This window comes from Methylobacterium sp. C25, from assembly GCF_021352225.1.
GTDB lineage: Bacteria > Pseudomonadota > Alphaproteobacteria > Rhizobiales > Beijerinckiaceae > Methylobacterium.
In genome coordinates, this window is record NZ_JAAUVI010000009.1 from 87594 (window position 1) to 101857 (window position 14264).

At 67.1% G+C, this 14264-nt stretch carries 16 protein-coding genes and 1 pseudogene; 9 read left to right on the plus strand and 8 right to left on the minus strand.

The window, feature by feature from the left end; translation table 11 throughout:
* Positions 1–94: 94 nt before the first annotated feature.
* Positions 95–2761, minus strand: a complete 2667-nt coding sequence (gene uvrB, locus HCU64_RS19195) for an excinuclease ABC subunit UvrB (protein ID WP_233385816.1) — start codon at positions 2759–2761, stop codon at positions 95–97.
* A 195-nt stretch (positions 2762–2956) separates the two neighbouring features.
* Here uvrB and HCU64_RS19200 point away from each other — a divergent pair, with 195 nt between their 5' ends.
* Entirely contained in the window at positions 2957–3460 is a 504-nt protein-coding gene (locus HCU64_RS19200) for a DUF3617 domain-containing protein (RefSeq protein WP_233385817.1), read from the plus strand.
* Positions 3461–3469: 9 nt separating this feature from the next.
* On the opposite strand, the gene HCU64_RS19205 is transcribed toward HCU64_RS19200, so the two are convergent.
* Positions 3470–4048: a GNAT family N-acetyltransferase gene (locus HCU64_RS19205; RefSeq protein ID WP_233385818.1), complete on the minus strand. Its 579-nt coding sequence runs from the start codon at positions 4046–4048 to the stop codon at positions 3470–3472.
* On the opposite strand from HCU64_RS19205, the gene HCU64_RS19210 reads away from it, so the two are divergent.
* The 4 genes from HCU64_RS19210 (at position 4031) to HCU64_RS19225 (ending at position 6456) form a co-directional block, all read left to right on the plus strand.
* Complete coding sequence (locus HCU64_RS19210; protein ID WP_233385819.1) at positions 4031–4516, plus strand: VOC family protein; 486 nt, start codon at positions 4031–4033, stop codon at positions 4514–4516. The two genes, HCU64_RS19205 and HCU64_RS19210, sit on opposite strands and share 18 nt — an antisense overlap.
* 113 nt (positions 4517–4629) lie before the next feature.
* On the plus strand, positions 4630–5259 hold the full coding sequence (locus HCU64_RS19215; protein WP_233385820.1) for a hypothetical protein: 630 nt from the start codon (positions 4630–4632) through the stop codon (positions 5257–5259).
* Entirely contained in the window at positions 5246–5635 is a 390-nt protein-coding gene (locus tag HCU64_RS19220; protein WP_233385821.1) for a transcriptional regulator, read from the plus strand. Before HCU64_RS19215 ends, HCU64_RS19220 begins: the two co-directional genes overlap by 14 nt.
* A 107-nt stretch (positions 5636–5742) precedes the next feature.
* A complete protein-coding gene (locus HCU64_RS19225; RefSeq protein WP_233385906.1) occupies positions 5743–6456 on the plus strand; it encodes a di-trans,poly-cis-decaprenylcistransferase in 714 nt (237 codons plus the stop codon).
* Between the two features lie 93 nt (positions 6457–6549).
* Here the strand turns inward: HCU64_RS19225 and HCU64_RS19230 are convergent, their stop codons facing one another.
* Positions 6550–6729 carry a hypothetical protein gene (locus HCU64_RS19230; protein ID WP_233385822.1) on the minus strand — a complete coding sequence of 60 codons (180 nt, stop codon included), beginning with the start codon at positions 6727–6729 and terminating at the stop codon, positions 6550–6552.
* A 134-nt stretch (positions 6730–6863) separates the two neighbouring features.
* Between HCU64_RS19230 and HCU64_RS19235 the strand changes: the two are divergent.
* Positions 6864–7196 (plus strand): annotated as a pseudogene (locus HCU64_RS19235) (ankyrin repeat domain-containing protein); the annotation flags it as partial.
* Positions 7197–7354: 158 nt separating this feature from the next.
* On the opposite strand, the gene HCU64_RS19240 reads toward HCU64_RS19235, so the two are convergent.
* Positions 7355–7582 (minus strand): hypothetical protein, encoded by a 228-nt coding sequence (locus tag HCU64_RS19240; protein WP_233385823.1) that lies wholly within the window; start codon positions 7580–7582, stop codon positions 7355–7357.
* Between the two features lie 145 nt (positions 7583–7727).
* On the opposite strand from HCU64_RS19240, the gene HCU64_RS19245 reads away from it, so the two are divergent.
* Together HCU64_RS19245 and HCU64_RS19250 are read left to right on the plus strand one after the other, a co-directional pair.
* Complete coding sequence (locus HCU64_RS19245; protein WP_233385824.1) at positions 7728–8354, plus strand: DUF938 domain-containing protein; 627 nt, start codon at positions 7728–7730, stop codon at positions 8352–8354.
* A 130-nt stretch (positions 8355–8484) separates the two neighbouring features.
* A complete protein-coding gene (locus tag HCU64_RS19250; protein WP_233385825.1) occupies positions 8485–9570 on the plus strand; it encodes an alpha/beta fold hydrolase in 1086 nt (361 codons plus the stop codon).
* 88 nt (positions 9571–9658) lie between these two features.
* Here HCU64_RS19250 and HCU64_RS19255 read toward each other — a convergent pair whose 3' ends face one another.
* Complete coding sequence (locus HCU64_RS19255; RefSeq protein ID WP_442785986.1) at positions 9659–9961, minus strand: hypothetical protein; 303 nt, start codon at positions 9959–9961, stop codon at positions 9659–9661.
* A gap of 400 nt (positions 9962–10361) precedes the next feature.
* Here HCU64_RS19255 and HCU64_RS25300 point away from each other — a divergent pair, with 400 nt between their 5' ends.
* Entirely contained in the window at positions 10362–11396 is a 1035-nt protein-coding gene (locus tag HCU64_RS25300; protein WP_325169999.1) for a methyl-accepting chemotaxis protein, read from the plus strand.
* Positions 11397–11408: 12 nt separating this feature from the next.
* Here HCU64_RS25300 and HCU64_RS19265 read toward each other — a convergent pair whose 3' ends face one another.
* The 3 genes from HCU64_RS19265 to HCU64_RS19275 all read right to left on the minus strand — a co-directional run bounded on the left by HCU64_RS19265 (position 11409) and on the right by HCU64_RS19275 (position 14121).
* Entirely contained in the window at positions 11409–12179 is a 771-nt protein-coding gene (locus HCU64_RS19265) for an ABC transporter ATP-binding protein (protein WP_233385826.1), read from the minus strand.
* Positions 12176–12928, minus strand: coding sequence for an ABC transporter permease (locus HCU64_RS19270; RefSeq protein WP_233385828.1), 753 nt, complete (start codon positions 12926–12928; stop codon positions 12176–12178). The genes HCU64_RS19265 and HCU64_RS19270 overlap by 4 nt, the downstream gene beginning before the upstream one ends.
* Positions 12929–13104: 176 nt before the next feature.
* Positions 13105–14121 (minus strand): ABC transporter substrate-binding protein, encoded by a 1017-nt coding sequence (locus tag HCU64_RS19275; protein ID WP_233385829.1) that lies wholly within the window; start codon positions 14119–14121, stop codon positions 13105–13107.
* Between the last annotated feature and the right edge of the window lie 143 nt (positions 14122–14264).

A 14264-nucleotide genomic window follows, 5' to 3' on the forward strand; every position in this document is an offset into this window, starting at 1 on the left:
CATTGCTTGGGAACTGCCCGGATCTTGGGTCATCAATCCGCGACACTGCGTTCGGTTCCGCCGGAAAGACTGATCATCGTCTTCGATAAACTGATCAACGCCCTTTATAGCGTGGCCGCTGGCCGCCGATTCCTTGCGTCGAGCGCGCCTTGGGCCGCTCCTTCCAAGGCACGGCACCGGCCGGCAGCTCGCGATCCGTGCCCGGCCCCATATTGTCGAGGGTCGGCTTGCTGATCCGGCTGCGCTTGTCGCCCTGGCGGCCGGCTCCGCGCTCCACGTCGCCCTGACGCACCATGGGATCGTCGGCAATCAGCAACTCGGTGGATTGCAGGCGCTTCAGCTCGTCGCGCAGGCGAGCGGCCTCTTCGAAGTCGAGGTCGGCAGCCGCCGCGCGCATGCGTTTCTCGAGGTCGGCCATGACCGCCTTGAGATTATGTCCGACGGTGGCGACGTCCTTGGCGAGGCCGGTATCGACCCGAACGTGGTCACGCTCGTAGACGCTCTCCAGGATGTCGGCGATGCCGCGTTTCACGCTCTGCGGCGTGATGCCGTGCTCCTCGTTATAGGCGAGCTGCTTCTGGCGGCGGCGTTCGGTCTCCGCCATCGCCCGCTCCATCGAGCCGGTGATGTTGTCCGCGTAGAGAATGCAGCGGGCATCGGCATTGCGGGCCGCGCGGCCGATCGTCTGGATGAGAGAGGTCTCGGAGCGCAAAAAGCCTTCCTTGTCGGCGTCGAGGATGCCGACGAGGGCGCATTCGGGGATGTCGAGACCCTCGCGCAGCAGGTTGATGCCGATCAGCACGTCGAAGGCACCGAGCCGCAGGTCGCGGATGATCTCGATGCGCTCCAGCGTGTCGATGTCCGAGTGCATGTAGCGCACGCGCACGCCGTTCTCATGCAGGTACTCGGTGAGATCCTCCGCCATGCGCTTGGTCAGCGTCGTGACCAGCGTGCGGTAGCCGGCCTGCGCGACCTCGCGGACCTCGCCAAGGAGGTCGTCGACCTGAGAGCGGGCCGGGCGCACTTCGATCACCGGGTCGACGAGGCCGGTCGGGCGGATGACCTGCTCGGCGAAGACACCCGCCGTGCGCTCCATCTCCCACTTGCCCGGCGTCGCCGAGACGTGGACGGATTGGGGCCGCATCGCGTCCCATTCCTCGAAGCGAAGCGGGCGGTTGTCGAGGCAGGAGGGCAGGCGGAAGCCGTATTCGGCCAGCGTCGCCTTCCGCCGGAAGTCGCCGCGATACATGCCGCCGATCTGCGGGACGGTGACGTGGCTCTCATCGGTGAAGACCAGGGCGTTGTCCGGCAGGTACTCGAACAGGGTCGGCGGCGGCTCGCCGGGCTTCCGGCCAGTGAGGTAGCGCGAATAGTTCTCGATGCCGTTGCAGGCGCCGGTGGCCTCGATCATCTCAATGTCGAAGGTGCAGCGTTGCTCCAGCCTTTGCGCCTCGATCAGCCGGCCCATCCGGGTCAGCTCGTCGACGCGCAGGCGCAGCTCGTCCTTGATGCCCTTGATCGCCTGCTGCAGCGTCGGGCGCGGCGTGACGTAGTGCGAGTTTGCGTAGACCTTCACGAACTTCAGTTCGTTGATTTTCTTGCCGGTGAGCGGATCGAACTCGACGATGGATTCGACCTCGTCGCCGAACATGCCGATACGCCAGCCGCGATCCTCCAAGTGGGCCGGCCACAGCTCGATCGAGTCGCCGCGCACCCGGAAGGTGCCGCGGGCGAAGTCGGACTGGATGCGCTTGTATTGAAGCGCCACGAGGTCGGCGATGAGCTGGCGCTGCTCGACCCGCTCGCCGAGCGTGACCGTGAACGACATCGCGGTGTAGGTCTCGACCGAGCCGATGCCGTAGATGCAGGAGACCGAGGCGACGATGATGACGTCGTCGCGCTCCAGCAGGGCGCGGGTCGCCGAGTGGCGCATCCGGTCGATCTGCTCGTTGATCGAGCTTTCTTTTTCGATGAACGTGTCGGACCTAGGGACGTAGGCCTCAGGCTGATAGTAGTCGTAGTACGAGACGAAGTACTCGACCGCGTTGTCCGGGAAGAAGCTCTTGAACTCGCCGTAGAGCTGTGCGGCCAGCGTCTTATTCGGCGCGAGGATAAGCGCGGGGCGCTGCGTCTCCTCGATGATCTTCGCCATCGTGAAGGTCTTGCCCGAGCCGGTGACGCCGAGCAGCACCTGATCGCGCTCCAGTTCCTTCACACCGCCGACGAGGCTCGCAATGGCCGTCGGCTGGTCGCCCGCCGGCTGGAACTCCGACTTCAGCGTGAACTTCACGCCGCCTTCGGATTTCTGCGGCCGCTCGGGCCGGTGCGGCACCCAGGCTTCGCCGTTCTTGAAGAGCGGATTGCCCTCGGTGAGCAGCTTCTCCAGCGCCTCGACCGTTGCGGAGACGCCTTCGGTGGCGAGCGACGGGGTCTCGTCCTCATCGGGTTCGGCCACGGCCGTGCCGCCCTCAGGCGTGGCGAGGCCGAGCGCCTGGGCGAGTCGCGGATCGACATCCGCCATGTCGCCGATCGCAAAACCGGCCTGCGGCGCCTCGCCGAAGCCGTCGGCCTTCTTCGACGCGCCGGCCTTCGTCCCGCGGCCGCGCTTCGGCGCAGGCTCGGCCGGCCGCGTCTCGACCGGCTTGGGCCGGTTCCGGTTGAGCGCCGGGTTCAGCAACTCGGCGAGATGCTCGTCGAGCGGCTTGAGTTCGGGCTTGTCCGCCTTGGCAGAGGCGGAGCGGGGCTTCTTCGGAGCGGGCATGGCGCGAATATGGGCCTTGTGGGCGCTGCGAAAAACCCCGCGGCGCAGGATGTCCCGCCTCGTCAAGAGTGCGTGATGCGGCACACGCGTCGTGCCCAACGCCGTCCGACCCAGCTTGTCCGGGGGGATACCCCGGGCTAGCCCTTCGCCGCCGCCGCGCCGAACCGTTCGCGGCGTGATCTCGGAGGGGACACCATGCACCGATCCATCATCAGCCTCGGACTGGCAGCCGCCTTGGCGGCAGGCTCGTCCCTGGCGGCGAGTGCCGAGACGCTTCCGACCCGCAAGGCCGGGCTCTGGGAGATGAAGGGCACCAACGGGGAGGGTGCGCCCACGACGACGCGCCAGTGCATCGACGCCGCCACCGATCAGCAGATGCAGGGCATGACGGACAAGATGGGCGTGGAATGCTCGAAGAAGCAGCTGACGAAGACTGCGAACGGCTACGTCAACGAGACGGCCTGCAAGATGGGGACGATCTCGATGGAGGGGAAATCCGTGATGACGGGCGATTTCAACTCTGCCGTTCGGATCGAGACCGACTCGACCGTCACCGGTATTCCGGGCACGGCCGGCCCGAAGACCACGCATTCGATCCTCGAGACACGCTGGATCGGCCCCTGCGAGGCGGGACAGAAGCCGGGCGACGTCATCCTGGAGAACGGCCAGAAGCTGAACCTGCCGGCCATGCCGCGCTGAGCGGTCAGGTCAGGACGCCCGGGGCGGGGCGTAGCGCGCCATCAGGAGCGCCCGGCCCCAGCGCGTCTCCTGCGGCTTGCCGATGACGACGAAGCCGGCCTTGGTGAAGGCGGCGATCGCCCGCCCGTTATCCGGGTGGGGGTCGATGCCCGCCGCAGGCACGCCCTCGGCGAACAGGGCCTCGACGCGCTGCGCGAGCAGCCGCGGACCGTGCCCTCGGCCGAGTTGGTCCGGCGGCCCGATATAGAGGTCCAGGCCGCGCGCGCCGACGGGCAGCCCGTCGAAATGGTGCGGCAGCCAGTCGGCGATCCGGTAATCCTGAAGGAAGGCGAGGGCGCGTCCCTCGGCTTCCGCGATCCAGAGCGCGACGCGCGTCTCCCGCAGCATCTCGTCCTCCGGCTCGACCTCGGGCGGCCCCCACCAGCGCGCGACATGCGGCTGTGCCCGCCAGGACCGCAGGAGCGGCAGGTCGGCCTCGCACACGCGGCGGATGTGGTAGGGCGCCTCCATATGCGAGAGATAGCCCGACGGACCTGCCGGACAACGGCTGGCGAGCCGCCGAGGAGCACCATGTCGGATCCGATCCATCCCGAGACGCGCATCGGCCATGTCCACCTCAAGGTGGCGGACCTCGATCGTGCGCTCGGCTTCTATTGTGGCGTGCTCGGCTTCTCGCTGACGCAGCGGTACGGCACCCAGGCCGCTTTCGTCGCCGCCGGCGGTTACCACCATCATATCGGTCTCAACACCTGGGAGAGCGCGGGCGGAGGGCCACCCGCACGCGGCACCACCGGCCTGTTTCACCTCGCCGTTCTCTATCCGACGCGCGCCGCGCTCGCCGATGCGCTCCGCCGCCTCCAAGCCGCCGGCATCTCCCTCGATGGCGCCAGCGACCACGGCGTGAGCGAGGCCCTGTATCTTCGCGATCCGGACGACAACGGCGTCGAACTTTATCGCGACCGGCCGGAAGCGGACTGGCCGCGCGACACGGATGGCGGCCTCGCAATGGTCACGCGGCGGCTCGATCTCGCGGACCTCCTCACGGCAGCCGACTGAGCCAGCGACTGCAACGCTGAATTCCACAGAGCGCCACGTTTGGGGCCTTGCCTGACTCTGCCTCGGCATCTACTTTACGATGCAAAGTTTGAGTCGCGAGAGGGGCGAGGCTCATGCAGGACCTGGACAAGGCACTGGCCGACATCGTCGCGATCCGCACGCAGATCGCCCGCGAGACGGCGTTTCGCGGCCTCGGCTCCGCGACCCTCGCCGCGACCAGCATCATGGCCATCGGCACCGCCTGCCTGCAGGCCTTCTGGCTCAACGACCCGACGGCAAGACCCTTCCTGTATTTCGGCGGCTGGATCGTCGCGGCGGCCCTGGCCTTCACCCTGATCGGCATCGAGACCGTGCGGCGCTCGCGGCGCCTTCATTCGGGGCTCGCCGACGAGATGGTGACGAGCGCCATCGAGAGCTTCCTGCCGGCCGCCGGCGCCGGTCTTTGTCTTGCCCTGGTTTTCGGCCGCTTCGCCCCGGACGATGTCTGGATGCTGCCGGGCCTCTGGCAGGTGCTGACCGGCCTCGGTCTCTTCGCCGCCGCCCGGATCCTGCCGAAGGCGGTGCAGCTCGCTGGCGCCTGGTATCTCCTCGCCGGTTTGTCGGTCTTCGCCCTCGCCAGCGGCGACCACCGGCTTTCGCCCTGGCAGATGGGCCTGCCCTTCGCCGTCGGGCAGGGAATGCTCGCCGTGATCATGCACCGCGCCATGATGCGCGACCAAGGAGGCTCCGATGCCGCTCCCTGAGACCATCGATGGCCGCTTCTCCTACGAGGGGCTCGACCGGCTGATCCACGAGAAGGCGCGCCTTTCCGTACTGACCTCGCTGGTGGCTCATCCCAAGGGCCTCGCCTTCCCGGACCTGCGCCGCCTGTGCGGGCTGACCGATGGCAATCTCAGCCGGCACCTCGCCGTGCTGCAGGAGGCTGAGTTCGTCGACCTGGAGAAGGGCTACGACCAGAACCGTCCACAGACGATCTGCCGGCTGACGCCGAAGGGCCGCACGCGTTTCCTGCAATATCTCGGCGTGCTGGAGCAGGTCGTGCGCGACGCCGCCAAGGGGGCAGGGAAGTCCGCAGAGATCGCGCGCGTCATGACCGGCCCGTTTCCCGAACCGACATGATGTCGTCGGCAATCGACCGCGAAAACACCAACTTAACCGGCGTATCAGATAGTCTTGGCCGGCGCCTTCCAGACCTTAGGTTTCATCCCCTGCGCGGAGACCCGATGATGCGACCCGATGCCGACGGCAGACGAGGCCTGCATGCCGCGATCATCATGGACGGCAACGGCCGCTGGGCGACGCAGCGCGGCCTGCCGCGCAGCGCGGGCCACCGCATGGGGGTCGAGGCCATCCGGCGCACGGCCGAGGCCGCGCCGGACCTCGGCATCGGCACGCTGACGCTGTTCGCCTTCGCCAGCGACAACTGGAAACGGCCGCAGACCGAGGTCATTGGTCTGATGCGGCTGCTCAAGGCCTATCTGCGCTCCGAGACCGGACGGCTCGCCCGCACCGGCACGCGGCTCACGGTATTCGGCCGGCGCGACCGGTTGCCTGCCGGCATTCCCGAGGCGATCGAGCGGGCCGAGGCGGCGACCGCTGCCGGGACCAAGCTCAGCCTTCGCATCGCCGTCGACTACTCCTCCCGTGATGCCATCGTGGCCGCGGCCGCGCGGCTCGGCCCGGAGGCCTCCCGCGCGGATCTCGACCAGGCCCTGCGCGCCGAGGTGGGCGGTCCGGGCGACGTCGATCTTCTGATCCGGACGGGCGGCGAGAAGCGGCTCTCCGACTTCCTGCTCTGGGAAGCGGCCTATGCCGAGCTGCACTTCACCGACCGGATGTGGCCGGATTTCGGGGAGGCCGACCTTGCTGCCGCCGTTCACGATTTCACGGGTCGCGACCGGCGCTTCGGCGGCCTGAAACCGGTTCCGGTCGCCGCCTGAGACAGAGCCCCGCCCAGGGGCCGGCACGACGTCCGCAAGGAGACGTGGCACGAGCCAGATCAGTGCCACGGAGGCTGCCGCAAACGGAGCGTGTCAGACCGCCAGGTTGAGCCTCAAGGCGATGGTCGTGGGCGGGGCAAGGTTGGCGAGCAGGCGGCTGCCCGAGTGGACGCAGAGCATTCGCAACACAGGCTCCGCAAATGACACTTTTGCGAAAAATTTGCGGATCGCCACCCAACGAATCGGCGACAAATCCGGGGTGTCGCGATACAAGCCGGCTCATGAGCTGCAGGGCCTGAGTCGCGGCACAGCTCTGACCAAGCCCAATCTTTTTGGATCGGCAAGGCTGGACGGCGCACGCGCCGACTCCAGATGGCCTACTTCTTTGGCGCAAAGAGATGTTCGGAATGCAGTCCCATCAGGCAAGCGCCCCGATCCCGTTTCTCGACGACGAATCCCTCGCCTTCGCCGGCCGCATCTTCTATTTCGCGGAGGCTGGCCGCGCCGAAGAGCTGTCCGAACTCTTCGAACATGGTCTGCCGGCCAACCTCCGCAACGATCGCGGTGACAGCCTGCTGATGCTCGCTGCCAGCCACGGCCGGGAGGCGGCAACGCGCGTCATCCTGGAGGCGGGCGGAGACCCCGAACTCGCCAACGACCACGGCGAAACGCCTCTCGCCGCAGCCACCTCGAAGGGCGAGACCAGCATCGTTCGTCTGCTGCTGGAACACGGTGCCAGGGGCGGCGCGAGGCTGCACGCACGACGCTGACGGCGTCCCTCTCTGCGCGCGATCCGGGCCGCATCTCGGTTTCGCCGGTATCGAGCCCGGCCCTCGCTCTCATTCGCCTCGAACGGCCGGTGTCTCGCCTCTGCCGCGGGCCGGCGGCCGGCACCGCCTCAGTGGAGGGTTCGGCGAGCGACGGGCTGAAGCCTCACCGTGAACCCACCGAACAGGTCCGGCCCGCAGACATGCACGCGCAGCTCGGAGGACGCCTGGGCGACGCCGCAAACCTCGACCCGTTGCGGTGCCGAAATCACGCGCGACAGGCTGGTCTCCGCAGCGTTCTTCACCTGCTCCGCGGTCTTGGCCGCAGCGCTCCGCGTCTCCGCCTCGACGATTGTCAAAGCCGCTCGCTTCCTTCTGACGCTCAGCATGGGTCGCACCGGTCTGCGGGTGATTTCGTTGGATCCCAGGCATTTTCTCATGCTCGGACCTGGGTCTCTATTGTCCGATCGGACTAAGCGGAGCGGGTGAGGGATGCCTGGAGCCATGACCGCACCGGAAACGGGCCTCGACGGCGACGCGCTGTTCGCCCCTGCGGTCGCCCGTAACCGCGAGGTGATCCTCGAGGTGCTGCGGCGGGTGCTGCCGCCCTCCGGGCTCGTTCTCGAGATCGCGAGCGGCTCCGGCGAGCACGTCGTCCATTTCGCGCGGGCACTCCCGGCGCTCACCTGGCAGCCGAGCGATCCGGAGGCGGCCGCGCTCAGGAGCATCGCGTCCCATGCCCGCGCCGCCGGCCTCGCCAACCTTCGCCCGGCCGTCGCCCTCGACGCTGCAGAGCCGCTCTGGCCGGTGGAGCGCGCCGAGGCGATCGTTTCGATCAACATGGTCCACATCGCGCCTTGGAACGCCGCCGAGGGCCTGATGGCCGGGGCAGGGCGAACGCTGGATGAGGGCGCCCCCCTCGTGCTCTACGGGCCGTTCCAGGTTGATGGGATGCATACAGCGCCGAGCAATGCGGCCTTCGACGAGGACCTGAGGCAACGCGATCCGCGCTGGGGCATTCGGGATCTCGCAGCGCTCGTAACGGCCGCCGCCCCGCATGGGCTCAGGCTCGCCCAGCGTGTGCCCATGCCGGCCAACAATTTCTGCCTGATCTTCCGCAAATCCGCCTGAGCCGCGCAGCTGTTCCAGTCCGTGGAACATGGTCGACCAGCGATTGACCGAGGCCGCCCGACACGTCAGATCGGCATCACGGCGGACAATGCTTCGAAGAACGCGTCCGCGACCAGGGAGCGCCGAGCCCATGACCCTTTCGTATCTTCGCAGCGGAGTTTTGGGGGCAGCCCTGATGCTGGGCGCCGCGGCAGCGCAAGCCGCGCCGGATGGCCTCCCGCACCAAACTGAAGGTGATTACGTCGCCAAGAATTTCCGCTTCGCCGACGGAGCGACCCTGCCAGAGGTGAAACTCCACTACACCACGCTCGGTACCCCGCATAAGAACGCGGCCGGCGAGATCGACAACGCGGTGCTTGCCCTGCACGGTACCACCGGCACCGGCAAGCAGTTCTTGATCCCGACGCTTGCTCAAGAGCTTTTCGTCGAAGGCGCGCCGCTCGATCTCTCGAAATACTACGTGATCCTGCCCGACGGGCTCGGCCGGGGCGGTTCCACGAAGCCCTCCGACGGGCTGAAGGCGAAGTTCCCGCGCTACGGCTACGCCGACGTCGTCGAGGGCCAGCACCGGCTCGTCACCGAAGGGCTCGGCATCAAGCATCTGCGCCTCGTCATGGGCACCTCGATGGGCGGCATGCAGGCCTGGATGTGGGGCGAGCGCTTCCCCGACGCCATGGACCAGATCGTGGCGGTGGCGAGCCAGCCGATCCAGGTCAGCGGCCGCAACGCCCTCTGGCGCCGGATGCTCATCGAGAACATCCGCAACGACCCCGACTACAAGGGCGGCGACTACACCGCGCAGCCGAGCCACTTCCTCAAGGTGCTGCCGATCTTCAACATCATGACGGAGAGCGTGGTCGCCCTGCAGAAGGACGCACCGACCAACGACTCGGCCCGGCAGCTCTTCGACAAGCTCGCCGCCTCCTATACCGGCAAGATCGACGCCAACGATTGGCTGTACTGGTTCGATTCCTCCTACGATTACGACCCCTACCCGGCGCTCGACCGGATCAAGGCGCCGCTGCTGGCCGTGAATTTCGCTGACGACGAATTGAACCCGCCGCAGCTCGACGTGATGAACGGGGCGATGGCCAAGCTGAAGAACAGCCGTCTCGTGCTGGTGCCGGCCTCGGCCGAAACCCATGGCCACCAGTCGCTCCGCTTCGCAAAGCTCTGGAAGGGTTACCTCCAGGACTTCATGGCCGGCGCGAAGTAGCCGAACCGGATAACGAGAACGCCCAGGTTGCGATCGGTGCGACGCCCGGATCGCAACCTGGTTCTTGGTGATCGGCCGCCCTGGCCTCTCAACGGATGCCGTCGTAGTTGCTGCCAGTATAGCGGCAGATCACCTTGCAGCGCGGGCCGCCATTGCTCTGGTACGACTTCTGATGCCCGATCGACCCGGTCATATCCTGGGTCGGATTCCCGCCCGGCTGACGCACGACGATGTTGCAGAAGTGCTGGGGGCTCTTCTGATACTTGGGGCAGGCTGGCGTATCACGACCCGCGAAGAGATCCATCAATGTCTCGGGCTTGGCCGAGGCAGGCGACGCTGCGGCGGCAAGAAACACGACTAAAAGCGAGGAGCGCAGGTAAAATCCGAGCAAAATCCAGCTCCATTACTGATCAATCGCCGCCTATACGGCGGGCATTTGCTCAAATAACATTCAACAAACAGCAAATAAGTGCGCCAACTCACAAGTATTGCATCGATATTTAATCCCGAGATATTGATTATTTATTGGCGGATTATTTTTTGCGAGAGCCGCAACGGCACCCGTACGAGGCCGCGCCTCTCGTCAGCGCCCTGCCACCAATCTCCGTTGACGCCGGAGCGGAAAAATAAAGCCGACGCTGAAGGGAAGGCAATACTTAGGGTTTGAAATATACTTCAAGCAATACCACCAAAGCACAAAATACAACTTTACGTATCATTAGCAGATAGCCACCTAGATGAATCCGAGGCGCGCCATGCGCTCCACTCAGCATCTCGGTCGGGCGTTCCCCATGAGCACAGCCTCGCTTGCAGACCTCGTGGGGGAATCCACGAGAAGCCTGAAGTCGACCGCTTCCTCCAACCTCGACGCCATCCAGTCCATCACCGGACGGATGAAGCTCCTCGCCCTCAACGCCCTGATCGAAGCGGCCCATGCCGGCGAGAAGGGCGCGGGCTTCTCCGTGGTCGCGCAGGAGGTTCGGACGATCTCGGCGGAGGTGGAGCGGATCGCCGCCGGACTCGGAGTCAGCCTCGGCGCTCGCATCGACGACCTCGCCAAGGCGGTCGAGGGTCTGGCCGAGGAGGCGAGAGCGACCCGCTGCGTCGATCTCGCGCTCAACGCCGTCGAGATCATCGATCGCAATCTCTATGAGCGCACCTGCGACGTGCGCTGGTGGGCGACCGACGCCGCCGTGGTCGATGCCGCCGCCGATCCGAGCGGGACTGCGCGCGCCCATGCCAGCCGGCGCCTCGGCGTCATCTTGTCCTCCTACACGGTCTATCTCGATCTCTGGCTGTGCGATCTCGACGGCCGCGTCATCGCCAACGGCCGGCCCGATCGCTTCGACGTGCGCGGCCACGATGCATCGAACGAGCCTTGGTTCGGCCTGGCCCAGCGCCTTCGCTCGGGTGAGGATTTCGAGGCGGCCGAGGTGATGCGCCATCCGGCCCTCGGGAACAGCCAGGTCGCGACCTATCTCGCCTCGGTCCGGGAGCGCGGCGAAGTCCATGGCCGTGAGCTCGGCTATCTCGCCATTCATTTCGACTGGGAGCCGCAGGCCCGCGCCATCGTCGAGGGCGTGCGGCTGATGCCGGGCGAGCGCGAACGCAGCCGCGTGATGCTGCTCGACGCGGCCAACCGGGTGATCGCCTGCTCGCGGGGGCAGGGCATGCTGGGCGAACGCTACCCGCTGCAGACCAACGGCCGAAGCCAGGGCCACTATCTCGACCGACAGGGCCGCCTCGTCGCCTTCCACGACACTCCCGGCTACGAGACCTATCGGGGCCTCGGCTGGCGTGGCGTGATCGAGCAGGTGGTGGGGTAGGGCGGCGCTTTCCTACAGATCCGCCGACCGCCGCGACAACTCGGCCCGCAAGGTGCGCGCAGCCTCAACAAGGGTCGCGTCGCGCCGCTGGCGGGGCCGCGGGAGATCAATCGAGACGTCGGCGGCGATCCGGCCCGGAGCGCCGGCGAGAACCACGACGCGGTCGGCGAGATAGACCGCCTCGTCGATATCGTGGGTCACGAACAGCACGGTCTTGCAGGTCTTCTGCTGGATGCGCTGGACTTCGTCCTGCAGGCCCTCGCGGGTGAAACTGTCGAGCGCCGAGAACGGCTCGTCCATCAGGAGCACCTCGGGCTCGACGGCGAGCGCGCGAGCCAGCGCCACGCGCTGCCGCTGGCCGCCCGAGAGCTGGTGCGGCCAGCGCTGGCCGAGATCGCCGAGGCCGACGAGGGACAGCATCGCCTGTGCGCGCTCGCAGCGTTCGCGCTTGGGCATGCCGATGCGCTCCAGCCCGAAGGCGACATTGGACAGCACCCGGCGCCAGGGCAGAAGCCGCGCGTCCTGAAAAACCAGGGCCATCGGCGTGCGCGACTTCGGATCGGTGTTCAGCGTCACCGTGCCGCCGCTGGGCTTCGCGAGGTCGATCAGCACGCGCAGCAGCGTCGACTTACCGACGCCGGACTCGCCGACGATCACCAGGAACTGCCCGCGCGGGATCGCGAGGTCGAGCGCCTGCAGGATGACGTTCCTCCGCCCGTCCCGTTCGTAGGCGAGGCTGAGGCCGCGGATGTCGATGATCGGCGCGCTCACATCGGTGCTCATGGGCGCCACCGCAGCAGCCAGCCCTGCAGCGCGACGAAGGCGGAATCGCACAGGCCATAGAGCGCGGCCATGGTGAGCATGTAGACCACCACGATGTCGGTGGAGAGGAGCGAGGAGGCCTGCATCATGCGTTGGCCGATGCCGGGCACCCCGAAGATCTCGGCGGCCACCACCGCCATCCAGGCCTGGCCCAAAGCCGTGCGCAGGCCGACCAGCATGCCCGGCGTCGCCGCCGGCAGCAGGATCTTGGTGAGTCGCGACCAGGCCGAGCGGAAGCCGAAGGCCTGGGCCACCTCGACGAGGTCGCGGTCGACGCCGCGCACCGCGCCCTGGGTTGCAAAGAACACGATCCAGAACACGCCGATGGCGATGATGAAGATCGCCGCGCGCGGCTCGACGCCGAACCACAGGATGGCGAAGGGCACCCAGGCGAGACCCGGGATCGGCCGCAGCAGCCGCACGATCCAGGCCGTGAGGTTCTCAAACCAGCGGAACATGCCCGAGACCAGCCCGAGCCCGATGCCGGCCCCTGCACCGACCGCGAGGCCGACGAGGTAGTGGCTCAGGCTCTCGATCACCGCCACGAGCCAGGCTCCGCTCCTGATCTCCTTCAGGAAGGCGGCGGGGATCGTCGAGGGCGGCGGCAGGAAGGCTGGATTGACGAGTTCGAAGCGGGGCGCCGCCTCCCACAGACCGAGGAAGACGATAAGCCCCACGACCGCCAATGCGGTCGAGCGGAAGAGCGTCATGCGGCCTCCGGACGATCGGCCCGGGCCAGACCCGCTACCGTCACAGCGAGCTCGGCGAAGCCAACCATGGCCCTACCCGCAACGTCAGCGCCGCGGCTCTGACCTGCTTCGCCTCGGACCCGCCATGATGGAAGGAGCATCGGAACGGTCGTCTGGAACGCAGGAACCACGAGCACTTACGGCTTGACCGCCTTCTCGTACGGCTTGGCGTCGAACAGCCCGTCGGTCGGGGCCTCCTTGTCGAGGGTGCCGATCGAGACCTGATAGGTCTGCAGCGCTTTCGTTGCCTCGATGATCGTGCGCGGATCGGCGACGAATTTCGCAGCCGGCGAGGAGATCGCCTTCTGGATGGTGGCGACGTCGGTGATGCCCTTGCCCAACGCGGCCTCGACATGCGGCGCGGCCTTGGCTGGGTCGTTCTTCAAGAGATCGGTGGACTTCACCAGCGCCTTGACCAGGGCGTCGACGGCTGCCGGGTTCTTGTCGGCGAACTTGCCGTAGACCGCGACCACGGTGCCGGGCTGGTTGGGGAACATCTCGCCGCCGGTGGCGATCAGCTTGATCGCCGGATTGCGCATCTGGACGATGGTGAGCGCCGGCTCGCGGATCGAGGCGCCGTCCATGGCACCGGCGAGCACCGCCTGCTGGGTGGCGTCGATGCCCATCGGAACCACTTCGGCGTCGGCCTTGTCGGCCTTCGCCACCTCCCAGAGCCAGTGCTGCAGGGTGGTGTTGGGTACGGAGCCGGCCGGCTGCGTGGCAAGGCGGGCAGCACGGCCCTCCTTGGCCTTGAACGCCTTGAAGGCTTCGGCCTTGCTGGGCGCGCTGGCAAAATACGGCGCGAGCTTCGGGCCGGCCACGAACACCATCTCCTCGATGGCGGTGGCGGCCACGACGCGCACGTCGATGCCCTTGGTGCGGGCCACGGCCAGCGGCGCGACGCCGGCCACGTAGATGTCGATGGTGCCCGAGGCGAGCGCCTGGATCATGTTCGGGCCGGATTCGAAGGTGGTGAAGGTCGGCTCGAGACCCGCCTCCTTCAGCCAGCCTTCGCCGCGCGCGACGAAGATCGGCGCCGCGCCGATGATCGGAATGACGCCGATGCGCACCGGGATCGGCGCCTGCTGCGCGGAGGCGGGCAGGGTGGTGACGAGGCCGGCGAGGAGCGCCAGGGCGCTGATCAGGAGGCGCATGGAAACTTCCGATAAAGATGGCGCTGCCCCCATGGCACAGCAGCCGCAAACATCAAACCCGAATATGCCCGGCTCAAATCTTCGCGGTAAGCGGCGCCGGAGCCTTGACCAGAGGCCGAATCCCAGCGCTGTCTCCGGTTGCA

What these genes read in the sequence shown, in the direction of transcription:
- HCU64_RS19200 (WP_233385817.1), top strand. Translation starts at nt 2,957, where the DNA reads ATGCACCGATCCATCATCAGCCTCGGACTGGCAGCCGCCTTGGCGGCA.
- HCU64_RS19210 (WP_233385819.1), top strand. Translation starts at nt 4,031, where the DNA reads ATGTCGGATCCGATCCATCCCGAGACGCGCATCGGCCATGTCCACCTC.
- HCU64_RS19275 (WP_233385829.1), bottom strand. Translation starts at nt 14,121, where the DNA reads ATGCGCCTCCTGATCAGCGCCCTGGCGCTCCTCGCCGGCCTCGTCACC.
- HCU64_RS25300 (WP_325169999.1), top strand. Translation starts at nt 10,362, where the DNA reads ATGAGCACAGCCTCGCTTGCAGACCTCGTGGGGGAATCCACGAGAAGC.
- HCU64_RS19220 (WP_233385821.1), top strand. Translation starts at nt 5,246, where the DNA reads ATGCCGCTCCCTGAGACCATCGATGGCCGCTTCTCCTACGAGGGGCTC.
- HCU64_RS19250 (WP_233385825.1), top strand. Translation starts at nt 8,485, where the DNA reads ATGACCCTTTCGTATCTTCGCAGCGGAGTTTTGGGGGCAGCCCTGATG.
- HCU64_RS19245 (WP_233385824.1), top strand. Translation starts at nt 7,728, where the DNA reads ATGACCGCACCGGAAACGGGCCTCGACGGCGACGCGCTGTTCGCCCCT.
- HCU64_RS19225 (WP_233385906.1), top strand. Translation starts at nt 5,743, where the DNA reads ATGCGACCCGATGCCGACGGCAGACGAGGCCTGCATGCCGCGATCATC.
- HCU64_RS19270 (WP_233385828.1), bottom strand. Translation starts at nt 12,928, where the DNA reads ATGACGCTCTTCCGCTCGACCGCATTGGCGGTCGTGGGGCTTATCGTC.
- HCU64_RS19205 (WP_233385818.1), bottom strand. Translation starts at nt 4,048, where the DNA reads ATGGATCGGATCCGACATGGTGCTCCTCGGCGGCTCGCCAGCCGTTGT.
- HCU64_RS19265 (WP_233385826.1), bottom strand. Translation starts at nt 12,179, where the DNA reads ATGAGCACCGATGTGAGCGCGCCGATCATCGACATCCGCGGCCTCAGC.
- uvrB (WP_233385816.1), bottom strand. Translation starts at nt 2,761, where the DNA reads ATGCCCGCTCCGAAGAAGCCCCGCTCCGCCTCTGCCAAGGCGGACAAG.
- HCU64_RS19215 (WP_233385820.1), top strand. Translation starts at nt 4,630, where the DNA reads ATGCAGGACCTGGACAAGGCACTGGCCGACATCGTCGCGATCCGCACG.